Genomic DNA, 13,842 nt, shown 5'->3' on the forward strand with positions numbered 1-13,842 from the left:
GTATAATAGGGGAACGACAAAGGACTCGAATGCGAAGTGGAAGGAAGGTAACGCATCATGGAGCATATCGCGTTATACCGGGCTTGGCGTCCCCAGTCGTTTCAAGATATGGTGGGGCAACAGCATATTATTCAGACCTTGCAGAACGCGATTCGTGAACAGCGGACTTCCCATGCCTACTTATTTAGCGGGCCCAGAGGAACGGGAAAGACAAGTGCCGCCAAGATTTTGGCCAAAGCTGTGAACTGCGAACGTGGGCCTGCGCCTGAACCTTGTAACGAGTGTGAAGCTTGCCGCAGAATTACGACTGGCGCTGTGATGGATGTGCAGGAGATTGATGCTGCATCCAATCGGGGCGTTGAAGAAATCCGTGATCTTCGGGAAAAGGTTAAATATGCGCCAACCGAGGTCCGGCAGAAAGTCTATATTATTGATGAAGTGCACATGCTGACAACGGAGGCATTCAATGCTTTGCTCAAAACATTGGAAGAGCCGCCACCACATGTGATGTTTATTTTGGCAACAACGGAACCGCACCGCCTTCCGGCTACCATTATATCGCGCTGTCAGCGATTTGATTTTCGCCGGGTATCCCTGGAAGAGCAGACAGCAAGACTTACACTGATCTGTGAACAGGAAGGCATGGAAGCTGACCAGGATGCGCTCCAATACATTGCCCGTTTATCGGACGGTGGAATGAGGGATGCACTTAGTGTACTGGATCAGATCTCTTCATTTACGGATGGACGGGTAACGTACCAGCAGGTCATGGACATGACGGGTGGGATTGCTTCAGAGCAATTTGCCAAACTGGCTGCTTCGCTGCTCAAGGGTGATGTTGGTCATATTTTGCAGATGATTGAAGGTTTCATGCATGAAGGAAAGAGTGCAGACAAGTGTATGGAGAATTTGCTGTATTATTTCCGTGATTTGCTTATGATTAAGATGGTACCTGATGCAGATAAACTGACGGACCGGGTACTTAATCCGGAATCTTTCCGTGATATGGCGGAGTCATTCACCAGGGAACAACTGTTCCACATGATTGACACCCTTAATCGGTACCAGAGTGAAATGAAATATGCAGTACAACCACAGACATTATTTGAAGTTGCATTGCTTAAACTGTGTAGTATTCCAGCTCAAGGTGAGGCTTCTATTCAGGTGGGAGCTTCAGCTCATGCAGCACCTGCCGATGGAGGAGAGATCAACCGCTTGAAGCAGCAGCTTGCTGAGTTGGAGAAGAAGTTGGATCGTGCACTGAAAAGTGGTTTGTCTGGTGGAGAAGGTGCATCGAGTGCTCCATCTCGTCCGGCAACAAGGGCCCCTGTATCGAGAGGCAACTCGCCCGCGAAGCTTCCTGCACAGTTGGATCAGTATGTTGTGCGCAAGGGAGCCCCTGAGTTCGCGGAGATCAGCAAAAAATGGAGTCAGATCCTGCAACGAGTGAAGGAAGAGAGGGTTACCGTTCACGCCTGGTTTGTGGATGGTGAGCCGGTATCATTGCTTGAAGATAATGTGTTGGTTGCTTTTAAAAACAACATTCACCGTGAAACAACGGAGAAGCAGGCTAACCGTGAAGTCATTGAGCGGGTGTTGTCGGAACAGCTTGGGCGTCCTGCACGATTGGTGACGATGATGCTCAAAGATTGGACCGGAGCAATGGAGGGAGCTTCTGAAGCGCCAAAGGAGGACTTTAAGCTTGAACCTGAGCATGAAGACGGCGGTTCAGGCAACAAACAGCCTTGGATTGATGAAGCCATCCAGCTCTTTGGTGAGGACCTTGTAGTGATCAAAGAATAATGCGCATAGCGCGATAACCATAACAAAGGAGATGAACAATTATGAACAACATGAACCAAATGATGAAACAAGTGAAGAAAATGCAGGAGCAAATGCTGAAAGCACAAGAGGAACTGGCGGACAAAACAGTCCAAGGTACTTCTGGTGGCGGTGTAGTGACGGCTGAAGTTAACGGACACAAGAAATTGCTTGCTATCACGATCAAACCTGAAGCGGTAGATCCGGAAGATGTTGAAATGTTGCAGGATCTCGTTATGACAGCTGTTAATGATGCAATGGCCAAAGCCGATGAGATTGCCAACAAGGATATGGGCAAGTTCACAGGCGGCATGAATATTCCGGGATTATTTTAATTAAAAATTGATCCTGTCAAAGGAGACACAATCGATTGTATTATCCCGAACCAATAGCCAAGCTGATTGATGCCTTCACCCGGTTGCCGGGTGTGGGTCCCAAGACAGCAGCGCGTTTAGCTTTTCATGTGCTTAACATGAAGGAAGATGACGTTATCGATTTTGCCAAAGCGCTCGTAAGTGTGAAACGTAATCTTCATTACTGTTCTGTATGTTGTAATATCACTGATACGGACCCATGTCGCATCTGTCAGGATAAGTCCAGGGATGTATCTGTAATCTGTGTAGTTCAGGATTCGAAAGATCTGGTGGCCATGGAGCGCACCAAGGAATTCGATGGGTACTATCATGTGTTACAGGGCGCGATTTCACCTATGGAGGGAATTGGCCCAGACGATATTCGTTTGAAGGAACTCTTGGTTCGATTAAGTGATGAACGTATAAAAGAGATCATATTGGCGACAAACCCCAATATTGAGGGGGAGGCTACAGCGATGTATATCTCCCGCTTGGTGCGTCCATTTGAGATCAGTGTGACCCGGATTGCGCATGGATTGCCTGTAGGTGGCGATCTTGAGTATGCGGATGAAGTGACCCTTTCCAAAGCGTTGGAAGGGCGCAGGGAGATGCGTTAGTGTGTTCAATTTACGCAGCGGACTTCCTTGGTAACTTCGGATGCTAAATAAGTTTCGATGTGCAAAGAGAGCCTTAGGGCTCTCTTTTTTTTATGAAGAAAATGAATGTCCGAGTTCTAAGTTTGTCCTTTCCCTGATAAGTATGAGAATATGCTGTGCTGATCAGGAGGGGGAGAGTTTATGTTTTTGTGGCGAAATACACGGAACTCGGTAGAGAAACACAACAGAATGTTGAAGGAACTTGAGGCGGATCAGATCTATGCAGATATTCAGATGGCTAAGCAGGAATGGGAACGGGCTATGAGACAGTTTGAAGATGCGCAGGGGCAGGATGAGATTGATTATGCCATTTATGTATTGGAGGCAGCTGAGCGGAAGTACCAGATCCACTTGAGAAGAGCAAAGCGAGCCAGAGCTAATGATGATGTTACATCACAACGGGGGATTAGTATGTAGACGCGTTTACATTAAACATGGAGGTGTAACATATGAAGAGTATCATACTGGGAAGTGTATTGGTTATATCATTACTGGGGCTTATCGTTATTTTATTCAGAAAGCGGATAGGGTTATCGTTTTTCACGTCATTTGGAATTCATCTGGTGTTGGCTGCAGTAGGGATATATATCGTGAATTATTCTGGCTGGATTACAGGAACCTACATCCCGCTGAACCCTGCAACGATAGGGACTGTAACTGTTTTGGGATTGCCAGGTGTGGGGCTATTATTAGGGTTAAAAATTTCTTTGTTCGGATAGTTGACTCGCAGGATATTTATATGGTACATTATATCTCGTTGCTTTGCTTGCTTGGTTAGATGCTTTAGATGAAATGAAGGAGTTCATTACGAACTTCGAAAAAGAATTTCAAAAAAACACTTGACCAAAACAAACGAAGTATGATATATTATAAAAGTCGCCGCTGAGAGAAAATGGTGACGAAAAAACGAGTTTGATCTTTGAAAACTGAACAACGAGTGAGTAAACATTTTGCTTGCAGAATGAACGCAAAAGTTGGAGACAAGCCTTGGCTTGAATCGACTGGAGCACAAATGAGATTTTTAATCTCGTCAGATTCAAAATGAGCTTATCGCTCTTTTCAATACTTTATTGGAGAGTTTGATCCTGGCTCAGGACGAACGCTGGCGGCATGCCTAATACATGCAAGTCGAGCGGAGTTGATAGGAAGCTTGCTTCCTTGATACTTAGCGGCGGACGGGTGAGTAACACGTAGGCAACCTGCCCTCAAGTTTGGGACAACTACCGGAAACGGTAGCTAATACCGAATAATTGTTTTCTTCGCCTGAAGGAAACTGGAAAGACGGAGCAATCTGTCACTTGGGGATGGGCCTGCGGCGCATTAGCTAGTTGGTGGGGTAACGGCTCACCAAGGCGACGATGCGTAGCCGACCTGAGAGGGTGATCGGCCACACTGGGACTGAGACACGGCCCAGACTCCTACGGGAGGCAGCAGTAGGGAATCTTCCGCAATGGGCGAAAGCCTGACGGAGCAATGCCGCGTGAGTGATGAAGGTTTTCGGATCGTAAAGCTCTGTTGCCAGGGAAGAACGCTTGGGAGAGTAACTGCTCTCAAGGTGACGGTACCTGAGAAGAAAGCCCCGGCTAACTACGTGCCAGCAGCCGCGGTAATACGTAGGGGGCAAGCGTTGTCCGGAATTATTGGGCGTAAAGCGCGCGCAGGCGGTCATTTAAGTCTGGTGTTTAATCCCGGGGCTCAACCCCGGATCGCACTGGAAACTGGGTGACTTGAGTGCAGAAGAGGAGAGTGGAATTCCACGTGTAGCGGTGAAATGCGTAGATATGTGGAGGAACACCAGTGGCGAAGGCGACTCTCTGGGCTGTAACTGACGCTGAGGCGCGAAAGCGTGGGGAGCAAACAGGATTAGATACCCTGGTAGTCCACGCCGTAAACGATGAGTGCTAGGTGTTAGGGGTTTCGATACCCTTGGTGCCGAAGTTAACACATTAAGCACTCCGCCTGGGGAGTACGGTCGCAAGACTGAAACTCAAAGGAATTGACGGGGACCCGCACAAGCAGTGGAGTATGTGGTTTAATTCGAAGCAACGCGAAGAACCTTACCAGGTCTTGACATCCCTCTGATCGGTACAGAGATGTATCTTTCCTTCGGGACAGAGGAGACAGGTGGTGCATGGTTGTCGTCAGCTCGTGTCGTGAGATGTTGGGTTAAGTCCCGCAACGAGCGCAACCCTTATATTTAGTTGCCAGCACTTCGGGTGGGCACTCTAGATAGACTGCCGGTGACAAACCGGAGGAAGGTGGGGATGACGTCAAATCATCATGCCCCTTATGACCTGGGCTACACACGTACTACAATGGCCGGTACAACGGGCTGCGAAATCGCGAGATGGAGCCAATCCCAACAAAGCCGGTCTCAGTTCGGATTGCAGGCTGCAACTCGCCTGCATGAAGTCGGAATTGCTAGTAATCGCGGATCAGCATGCCGCGGTGAATACGTTCCCGGGTCTTGTACACACCGCCCGTCACACCACGAGAGTTTATAACACCCGAAGTCGGTGGGGTAACCGCAAGGAGCCAGCCGCCGAAGGTGGGATAGATGATTGGGGTGAAGTCGTAACAAGGTAGCCGTATCGGAAGGTGCGGCTGGATCACCTCCTTTCTATGGAGAATCGTTTCCCGAGTGGAAACATTCAAATAAGTAGGTTCTTAGAACCTACAACAGCGATTCATTTTGGTCTATCACTTCGGTGTGGATGAAATGAAGAGCAAAGCAACTCACTCGTTGCTCAGTTTTGAGAGTTCAAACTCTCAAACGTTTGGTGGCGATAGCGAAGGGGTTCCACACGTTCCCATCCCGAACACGACCGTTAAGCCCTTCAGCGTCAATGGTACTTGGACCGCAGGGTCCTGGGAGAGTAGAACGCCGCCAAGCGTAACCCATTTTGGGTTCAAATAGTATATGTAATGTGGGCCCTTAGCTCAGTTGGTTAGAGCGCACCTCTGATAAGGGTGAGGCCGGTGGTTCGAGTCCACCAGGGCCCACCATCTATACCTTTAAACTTTATATGGGGCCATAGCTCAGCTGGGAGAGCGCCTGCCTTGCAAGCAGGAGGTCAGCGGTTCGATCCCGCTTGGCTCCACCAAAAATGTTTTACAAGTTTGTTCTTTGAAAACTAGATATCGAAACGAAACAAACGCGAATTAGAACATTCCTTTAAGCTGAACTTGTGCAAACAAGTCAAGTGTATAAAGGTAGTTAAATTGCTTTTGTGATGGTATCGGGTGAGAGCGACTTTTGGCTTTGCGCAAGCAAAACAAGGGAAGCGAGCGACCGAAACCGGAACAAAATGGTTAAGCTACTAAGAGCACACGGAGGATGCCTAGGCGCTAGGAGCCGATGAAGGACGTGGCGAACAACGAAACTGCCTCGGGGAGCTGTAAGCAAGCTTTGATCCGGGGGTGTCCGAATGGGGAAACCCAGCTGGGGTAATTTCCAGTTACTCACAACTGAATACATAGGTTGTGTAGAGGCATACCAGGGGAACTGAAACATCTAAGTACCCTGAGGAAGAGAAAACAATAGTGATTCCGTCAGTAGCGGCGAGCGAACGCGGAGAAGCCCAAACCAAAGAGCTTGCTCTTTGGGGTTGTGGGACGTCTCACATGGAGTTACAAAGGAACCGGTTAAGCGAAGAGGTCTGGAAAGGCCCGCCAAAGAAGGTAAAAGCCCTGTAGTTGAAAGTCTGTTCCCTCCGAGACGGATCCCGAGTAGTGCGGGGCACGTGAAACCCCGTATGAATCCGGCAGGACCATCTGCCAAGGCTAAATACTTCCTAGCGACCGATAGTGAAGCAGTACCGTGAGGGAAAGGTGAAAAGCACCCCGGAAGGGGAGTGAAATAGAACCTGAAACCGTGTGCTTACAAAAAGTCAGAGCCCGTTTTAGGGGTGATGGCGTGCCTTTTGTAGAATGAACCGGCGAGTTACGTTCCCGTGCAAGGTTAAGGTGAAGAGCCGGAGCCGCAGCGAAAGCGAGTCTGAATAGGGCGACATAGTACGTGGACGTAGACCCGAAACCGGGTGATCTACCCCTGTCCAGGGTGAAGGTGCGGTAACACGCACTGGAGGCCCGAACCCACGCATGTTGAAAAATGCGGGGATGAGGTGGGGGTAGCGGAGAAATTCCAATCGAACTCGGAGATAGCTGGTTCTCCCCGAAATAGCTTTAGGGCTAGCCTCGGAAAACAGAGTCGTGGAGGTAGAGCACTGATTGGGTGCGGGGCCCGCAAGGGTTACCAAGCTCAGTCAAACTCCGAATGCCATAGACTTACTTCCGGGAGTCAGACAGTGAGTGCTAAGATCCATTGTCAAAAGGGAAACAGCCCAGACCATCAGCTAAGGTCCCCAAGTGTGTGTTAAGTGGGAAAGGATGTGGAGTTGCACAGACAACCAGGATGTTGGCTTAGAAGCAGCCATCATTGAAAGAGTGCGTAATAGCTCACTGGTCGAGTGACTCTGCGCCGAAAATGTAACGGGGCTAAACACACCACCGAAGCTATGGCTTGATGCTTTGCATCAGGGGTAGGGGAGCGTTGTATAAGGGTTGAAGGTGTACCGTAAGGAGCGCTGGACATTATACAAGTGAGAATGCCGGTATGAGTAACGAAAAGATCAGTGAGAATCTGATCCGCCGAAAGCCTAAGGGTTCCTGAGGAAGGCTCGTCCGCTCAGGGTAAGTCGGGACCTAAGGCGAGGCCGAAAGGCGTAGTCGAAGGACAACAGGTCGAAATTCCTGTACCACCGTAAGCCGTTATGAGCAATGGGGGGACGCAGTAGGGTAGTGACGCGGACTGATGGATGTCCGTCTAAGCAGTGAGGCTGATGTGTAGGCAAATCCGCACATTGTAAGGCTGAGCTGTGATGGGGAGCGAAAATTATAGTAGCGAAGGTCATGATCTCACACTGCCAAGAAAAGCCTCTAGCCAGGTGATGGTGCCCGTACCGCAAACCGACACAGGTAGGCGAGAAGAGTATTCTAAGGCGCGCGGAAGAACTCTCGTTAAGGAACTCGGCAAAATGACCCCGTAACTTCGGGAGAAGGGGTGCCCCGGTAGTGTGAATAGCACGAGGGGGCCGCAGTGAAAAGGCCCAAGCGACTGTTTAGCAAAAACACAGGTCTGTGCGAAGCCGTAAGGCGAAGTATACGGGCTGACGCCTGCCCGGTGCTGGAAGGTTAAGGGGAGTGGTTAGGGAGTAATCCCGAAGCTGTGAACCGAAGCCCCAGTAAACGGCGGCCGTAACTATAACGGTCCTAAGGTAGCGAAATTCCTTGTCAGGTAAATTCTGACCCGCACGAATGGCGTAACGACTTGGGCGCTGTCTCAACGAGAGATCCGGTGAAATTTTAATACCTGTGAAGATGCAGGTTACCCGCGACAAGACGGAAAGACCCCATGGAGCTTTACTGCAGCTTGATATTGAATTTGGGTACGATCTGTACAGGATAGGTGGGAGCCTTTGAAGTGTGAGCGCCAGCTTGCATGGAGGCAACGTTGGGATACCACCCTGATCGTATCTAGGTTCTAACCTGGTACCGTAATCCGGTGCGGGGACAGTGTCAGGTGGGCAGTTTGACTGGGGCGGTCGCCTCCTAAAGAGTAACGGAGGCGCCCAAAGGTTCCCTCAGAATGGTTGGAAATCATTCGAAGAGTGCAAAGGCATAAGGGAGCTTGACTGCGAGACCTACAAGTCGAGCAGGGACGAAAGTCGGGCTTAGTGATCCGGTGGTACCGCATGGAAGGGCCATCGCTCAACGGATAAAAGCTACCCTGGGGATAACAGGCTTATCTCCCCCAAGAGTCCACATCGACGGGGAGGTTTGGCACCTCGATGTCGGCTCATCGCATCCTGGGGCTGAAGTAGGTCCCAAGGGTTGGGCTGTTCGCCCATTAAAGCGGTACGCGAGCTGGGTTCAGAACGTCGTGAGACAGTTCGGTCCCTATCTGTCGTGGGCGTAGGAAATTTGAGAGGAGCTGTCCTTAGTACGAGAGGACCGGGATGGACGTACCGCTGGTGTACCAGTTGTTCCGCCAGGAGCACCGCTGGGTAGCTATGTACGGACGGGATAAACGCTGAAAGCATCTAAGCGTGAAGCCCCCCTCAAGATGAGATTTCCCAGTATGTAAGACCCCTTGAAGACGACGAGGTAGATAGGCTGGGGGTGGAAGTGCAGCAATGCATGGAGCTGACCAGTACTAATCGGTCGAGGGCTTATCCAATAGCAAGTTGTAATTCGCATGTTTCGTTTCGAATCTAGTTTTCAGGGAGCAATCCTTGAATGATGTTGATGATTGTTATTCGGAGAGATACCCAAGTGGCTATAAGGGGACCCTCTGCTAAGGGGTTAGACTGCGTAAGCGGTGCGAGGGTTCGAATCCCTCTCTCTCCGCCATCTTTACCTAAAGGTGGACAAGCAATCAAGACACAATTAATATGGCGGTGTAGCTCAGCTGGCTAGAGCGTACGGTTCATACCCGTAAGGTCGGGGGTTCGATCCCCTCCGCCGCTACCATATTACCCAGGAGGCTTAGCTCAGCTGGGAGAGCATCTGCCTTACAAGCAGAGGGTCGGGGGTTCGATCCCCTCAGCCTCCACCATATACGCCGGTGTAGCTCAACTGGTAGAGCAACTGACTTGTAATCAGTAGGTTGGGGGTTCAAGTCCTCTCGCCGGCACCATTAATGCCTGGAACCGTGGTGTAGTTGGCCTAACATGCCTGCCTGTCACGCAGGAGATCGCGGGTTCGAATCCCGTCGGTTCCGCCATTAATCCTAAAAATTAAATATGGCTCGGTAGCTCAGTCGGTAGAGCAGAGGACTGAAAATCCTCGTGTCGGCGGTTCGATTCCGTCCCGAGCCACCTTTAATCCCTGGAGGATTAGCGAAGTGGCCAAACGCATCAGACTGTAAATCTGCTCCCGTACGGGTTCGGTGGTTCGAATCCATCATCCTCCACCAGTTTTATGAGTCATTAGCTCAGTTGGTAGAGCACCTGACTTTTAATCAGGGTGTCGAAGGTTCGAGCCCTTCATGACTCATCTTTAAAAAAAGAGTGATTAATCATTAATTTGATTAGTCGCTCTTTTTTGTTATGTGATTTTAACTCAATATGGATTTTTATTAATACTCGGCAAGATATGATAAACTAATAGAAAACATGCAGAGTGGTGACGTTCATTATATGAAGCTCATACCTGATCTAAAACAGCAAATTGAAGTCATTATAGGCACAAATTTGGACGAATATGAAATTACAATAGAAGAATGGATGCAATCTGTTGCCAATCTAGTTGGTAATCATGAAAATTTAGAGACCTTTGGTGATGAAGGTGAGCGTCAGGAGTTATCTGATCAATCTGCATCTCCAATTTCATCCGATGTGATCAGTTTAAATACGGGAAAGCGTATATTTTTTAAGGTTCGGATGAATGAGAAAGAAGAGAACGTTGTGTGTTGGGGATGCGCTGCAAGATCTATTACCTTGGAAACACGACAATTGATCGAGCTTGTAATCCGTACTAACACGGCTCTACCCGATGAGGTACAACCTGTTATATATGAGAATGATAGGGAGCAGTATTTGACTGAATTGGGTCTCTGGCTTAAAGAGCAGATCGAAGAACCAACCAAGCAGAAATCTGAAGCGGTCCCTGATCGCTTTGTAGTGGCAGCAGAGTTGAATACGGAGAAGATTCTGTTCTTGCTGCAAGGGGATACACCGGATGCACATCGTTTACGATCCAAGGAGCTCAACAAGTTGCTTGAGAGTTACTTTGGTGAAGAGATTGTCTTGATTCCTTTGGGGGAGCAAGAGTGGATTTTCATGGGTGATAAAGAAATTGTTACAGAAGAAGCCGAGGAAGATACAACGGAGGCCAAAAAGGATTCACTGAACGCTTTTTGTCTGGGGTTGCATGAATTGGTTGCCAGTGAGTGGGCTGGGGTGTTCCATCTGTCTGCATCTCTGCCATGCATTCCTGCGCAACAACTTGTATCGGTCACAACTCTTCTTAAAGAAAGTGTTCACTTGGGGAGAGCATTCCATGTTACGCAGCATATCCATCTCCCATGGGATCTTCACCTGGAGCGGTTGGTTGCGAGCATTCCAGATGAGCAGCGTACACGTTTTATACAGGAAACAGGCAAAGACACGTTAATCTTCAATGACAGTGAGACACTTGCTACGCTGGAGACTTTTTTTAGTCTGGACTGTAATGTCAGCGAGACCGCAAAACGACTTTTCATTCATCGTAATACGTTGGTATACCGTCTGGATAAGATCAAACAGGAGATTGGCTATGATGTGAGGCACTTCGAAAGTGCTGTTCTAGTGCAGTTTTTACTACTAATGTACAAAGTGACGAAAAAGCATTGATATTTTTGTGCAGTTTGCGAATAGTCAAACCTCATGTGTATAGGGTATTATAAAAATACAAATTGTATTCGATTACAAAATGATCTCTGAGGAGGCAACAATCATGGCTGGAGTACGTTTAGAGCATATTTTCAAAAAATACCCGGGTTCTGATAAAGCAACTGTAGTTGACATTAACCTGGACATTAAAGATAAAGAATTTCTGGTACTGGTAGGTCCGTCCGGTTGTGGTAAGTCAACAACACTTCGTATGATCGCAGGCCTTGAAGAAATTTCTGAAGGTAAACTCTATATCGGTGACCGTGTCGTTAATGATGTTGCACCTAAAGACCGCGATATCGCGATGGTATTCCAATCCTATGCCTTGTATCCGCATATGAGCGTATATCAAAACATGGCGTTTGGTTTGAAATTGCGTAAGGTTAAAAAAGATGAGATCGACAAACGTGTACGTGAAGCAGCTAAAATCCTGGATATCGAGCATTTGCTTGAGCGTAAACCTAAGGCATTGTCCGGTGGTCAACGTCAACGTGTCGCTTTGGGACGTGCGATTGTCCGTGATCCACAAGTGTTCTTGATGGATGAGCCTCTCTCCAACTTGGATGCCAAACTGCGTGGTCAAATGCGTGCAGAGATCACTAAACTTGCGAAACGTTTGGAAACAACTGTTATCTACGTAACGCATGACCAGATCGAAGCTATGACGATGGGTGATCGGATCGTTGTTATGAAGGATGGTATCATCCAACAAGCAGCTTCTCCGGAAGAGTTGTATAACCTGCCGGCTAACCTGTTCGTAGCTGGTTTCATCGGTTCCCCGACAATGAACTTTATTTCGGGTAAACTCGCTGAGCAAGGTACTAGCATGCATTTCATAGCTCCTGGTGTGGATGTTGAAATCCCGCAAGGTAAAGCACAAGTGTTGAAATCTAGAGGATACATTGGCAAAGAAGTGATTCTGGGTGTTCGTCCAGAAGACATTCACGAAGAGCCAGTATTCCTGGAAGCATCCCCGAACTCCGTATTCTCTACACACGTAGATGTTACAGAGAACCTGGGTCACGAAATGCTCCTCTACTTGAGCGGTGTTGGTAATGATACAACAATCGCACGTGTAGACGGACGTTCTAACACTCGTGATGGTTCCACAGTTAAAATGGCCATCGACATGAACAAAGTTCATATCTTTGACAAAGAGACTGAAGTGAACGTACTTCTTCAAGACAAATAATACTGGGATTCCTCGGTGACGATGGAACCTGACAGTTATTGCAATTATACATTGTAATGAGAGCCCCTTCCGTTATTGCTGGAAGGGGCTTTTTTTAAGATTATTGGAATTAAAAGTTTCGGCGGAGTTGAAGGATTAATAACCGCAAGAAAAACGGCCGCTAAACTGCGAATGTAGTATCCTAGAAGGTGCTTCGATCAGAAGACTTTTCTTACTAATGGTCGTCGGAGACTGCGATTGCATTCATCCCGGAATTCATTTAAGATTATTTGAAGGTCTGTCTTCATATATTTGAGAGAATCGACTGTTGGAAGGGTATGCGTCTGTACCCCATGTTGTGAATGCGCTAATAATGGAAATAACTGATACACGATCTGATGTACATAGAGGGACAGCTAATGCTGAAAGGAAGAGACAAATGGCGAAAAAAGTGAAAGTATCTGAACTCGTGCAGCAATTTCAGTTGGAGGTTGTTTCTGGATCTCACGGATTGAAAAGAGTCATTACGGTAGATGACCTGAACCGTCCTGGTCTGGAAATGGCCGGTTATTTTGAATATCATCCACAAGAACGGGTACAGCTGCTTGGAAGAACGGAGTTAGCTTTCTTTGCAATGTTACCTGAGCAAGAGCGGCGCGATCGTATGCAACGTCTTTGTACGGAAGAGACGCCTTGTATCGTTGTCACGCGTGGGTTGGAAGTTCCGCAAGAGCTGATTGATATCAGTGAAGAACAGAATCTGGCTGTACTTCGCAGCAATATGGCAACAACGATTCTATCCAGCCGGATTACCGGTTTCCTAGAGAAGAAACTGGCGCCAACAGCAACCATCCATGGTGTACTTTGTGATGTCTATGGTGTAGGTATGCTGATTACAGGTAGTAGCGGTATTGGTAAGAGTGAAACAGCACTTGAACTGGTGAAACGTGGACACCGATTGATTGCCGATGATGCGGTAGAGATCCGCCAAACGTCAGATTTTCAGCTGCACGGTACTGCACCAGAATTGATCCGCCACTTACTCGAAATTCGAGGTGTCGGTATTATCAACGTCATGACATTGTTCGGGGCTGGTGCGGTTCGGAATAACAAACGGATTACCTTGGTTGTACGTCTGGAAGCATGGCAGCAGGATAAACAATATGATCGTCTGGGTCTGGATGAAGAAACTACACGTATCATTGATACGGATGTACCTCTCGTTACGATTCCTGTTCGTCCGGGACGGAACTTGGCAGTTATTATTGAAGTGGCAGGTATGAACTATCGCCTGAAACAGATGGGTCTTAATGCTGCACTGCAGTTTACAAACAAGCTGACAGCAACCATCTCGGAAGATATGGAAGACATGGATTAAGAAATATTTTATACAAGGAAATGAAGATAAA

General features: G+C 48.1%; 8 protein-coding genes, 10 tRNA genes and 3 rRNA genes. All 21 read left to right on the plus strand.

Going from position 1 to position 13,842, the window contains the following annotated elements:
- Positions 1-57 precede the first annotated feature (57 nt).
- Positions 58-1,803, plus strand: coding sequence for a DNA polymerase III subunit gamma/tau (dnaX, locus tag MHB43_RS00645; RefSeq protein ID WP_339181083.1), 1,746 nt, complete (start codon positions 58-60; stop codon positions 1,801-1,803).
- Between the two features lie 41 nt (positions 1,804-1,844).
- The gene (locus MHB43_RS00650) at positions 1,845-2,156 is read left to right on the plus strand and encodes a YbaB/EbfC family nucleoid-associated protein (RefSeq protein ID WP_036607248.1); all 312 of its coding nucleotides are present in this window, start codon (positions 1,845-1,847) and stop codon (positions 2,154-2,156) included.
- Positions 2,157-2,191: 35 nt separating this feature from the next.
- Positions 2,192-2,791 carry a recombination mediator RecR gene (recR, locus tag MHB43_RS00655; protein WP_036607246.1) on the plus strand — a complete coding sequence of 200 codons (600 nt, stop codon included), beginning with the start codon at positions 2,192-2,194 and terminating at the stop codon, positions 2,789-2,791.
- Positions 2,792-3,019: 228 nt separating this feature from the next.
- Positions 3,020-3,247: a DUF2508 family protein gene (locus tag MHB43_RS00660; RefSeq protein WP_083657421.1), complete on the plus strand. Its 228-nt coding sequence runs from the start codon at positions 3,020-3,022 to the stop codon at positions 3,245-3,247.
- 32 nt (positions 3,248-3,279) lie between these two features.
- Positions 3,280-3,549, plus strand: coding sequence for a pro-sigmaK processing inhibitor BofA family protein (locus tag MHB43_RS00665; protein WP_036607241.1), 270 nt, complete (start codon positions 3,280-3,282; stop codon positions 3,547-3,549).
- Between the two features lie 348 nt (positions 3,550-3,897).
- Positions 3,898-5,450 (plus strand): 16S ribosomal RNA (locus MHB43_RS00670).
- A gap of 156 nt (positions 5,451-5,606) precedes the next feature.
- Positions 5,607-5,723 (plus strand): 5S ribosomal RNA (gene rrf, locus MHB43_RS00675).
- A gap of 36 nt (positions 5,724-5,759) precedes the next feature.
- Positions 5,760-5,836, plus strand: a tRNA-Ile gene (locus MHB43_RS00680).
- A gap of 22 nt (positions 5,837-5,858) precedes the next feature.
- A tRNA-Ala gene (locus tag MHB43_RS00685) sits at positions 5,859-5,934 on the plus strand.
- A gap of 206 nt (positions 5,935-6,140) precedes the next feature.
- A 23S ribosomal RNA gene (locus tag MHB43_RS00690) occupies positions 6,141-9,068 on the plus strand.
- The 16S, 23S and 5S rRNA genes sit together here with 10 tRNA genes alongside, the layout of an rRNA operon.
- An 81-nt stretch (positions 9,069-9,149) precedes the next feature.
- Positions 9,150-9,241 (plus strand) — tRNA-Ser (locus MHB43_RS00695).
- A gap of 43 nt (positions 9,242-9,284) precedes the next feature.
- Positions 9,285-9,361 (plus strand) — tRNA-Met (locus MHB43_RS00700).
- A 9-nt stretch (positions 9,362-9,370) separates the two neighbouring features.
- A tRNA-Val gene (locus tag MHB43_RS00705) sits at positions 9,371-9,446 on the plus strand.
- A 5-nt stretch (positions 9,447-9,451) separates the two neighbouring features.
- A tRNA-Thr gene (locus tag MHB43_RS00710) sits at positions 9,452-9,527 on the plus strand.
- A 9-nt stretch (positions 9,528-9,536) separates the two neighbouring features.
- Positions 9,537-9,614, plus strand: a tRNA-Asp gene (locus tag MHB43_RS00715).
- 21 nt (positions 9,615-9,635) lie between these two features.
- Positions 9,636-9,708 (plus strand) — tRNA-Phe (locus MHB43_RS00720).
- A gap of 12 nt (positions 9,709-9,720) precedes the next feature.
- Positions 9,721-9,806, plus strand: a tRNA-Tyr gene (locus MHB43_RS00725).
- 7 nt (positions 9,807-9,813) lie between these two features.
- Positions 9,814-9,886: transfer RNA gene (locus MHB43_RS00730), tRNA-Lys, on the plus strand.
- 143 nt (positions 9,887-10,029) lie between these two features.
- Positions 10,030-11,223: a PucR family transcriptional regulator gene (locus MHB43_RS00735; RefSeq protein WP_405131103.1), complete on the plus strand. Its 1,194-nt coding sequence runs from the start codon at positions 10,030-10,032 to the stop codon at positions 11,221-11,223.
- Positions 11,224-11,326: 103 nt separating this feature from the next.
- The gene (locus MHB43_RS00740; protein WP_017691279.1) at positions 11,327-12,454 is read left to right on the plus strand and encodes an ABC transporter ATP-binding protein; all 1,128 of its coding nucleotides are present in this window, start codon (positions 11,327-11,329) and stop codon (positions 12,452-12,454) included.
- Positions 12,455-12,872: 418 nt separating this feature from the next.
- Positions 12,873-13,811: an HPr(Ser) kinase/phosphatase gene (gene hprK, locus MHB43_RS00745; RefSeq protein WP_017691278.1), complete on the plus strand. Its 939-nt coding sequence runs from the start codon at positions 12,873-12,875 to the stop codon at positions 13,809-13,811.
- Positions 13,812-13,842: the final 31 nt, after the last annotated feature.

Source organism: Paenibacillus sp. FSL H8-0317, assembly GCF_045040685.1.
Taxonomy (GTDB): domain Bacteria; phylum Bacillota; class Bacilli; order Paenibacillales; family Paenibacillaceae; genus Paenibacillus.

Excerpts from the sequence above, each read along its gene's own strand:
- MHB43_RS00660 (WP_083657421.1), top strand. The coding sequence starts at position 3,020 with ATGTTGAAGGAACTTGAGGCGGATCAGATCTATGCAGATATTCAGATG.
- MHB43_RS00650 (WP_036607248.1), top strand. The coding sequence starts at position 1,845 with ATGAACAACATGAACCAAATGATGAAACAAGTGAAGAAAATGCAGGAG.
- MHB43_RS00735 (WP_405131103.1), top strand. The coding sequence starts at position 10,030 with ATGAAGCTCATACCTGATCTAAAACAGCAAATTGAAGTCATTATAGGC.
- hprK (WP_017691278.1), top strand. The coding sequence starts at position 12,873 with ATGGCGAAAAAAGTGAAAGTATCTGAACTCGTGCAGCAATTTCAGTTG.
- dnaX (WP_339181083.1), top strand. The coding sequence starts at position 58 with ATGGAGCATATCGCGTTATACCGGGCTTGGCGTCCCCAGTCGTTTCAA.
- MHB43_RS00665 (WP_036607241.1), top strand. The coding sequence starts at position 3,280 with ATGAAGAGTATCATACTGGGAAGTGTATTGGTTATATCATTACTGGGG.
- MHB43_RS00740 (WP_017691279.1), top strand. The coding sequence starts at position 11,327 with ATGGCTGGAGTACGTTTAGAGCATATTTTCAAAAAATACCCGGGTTCT.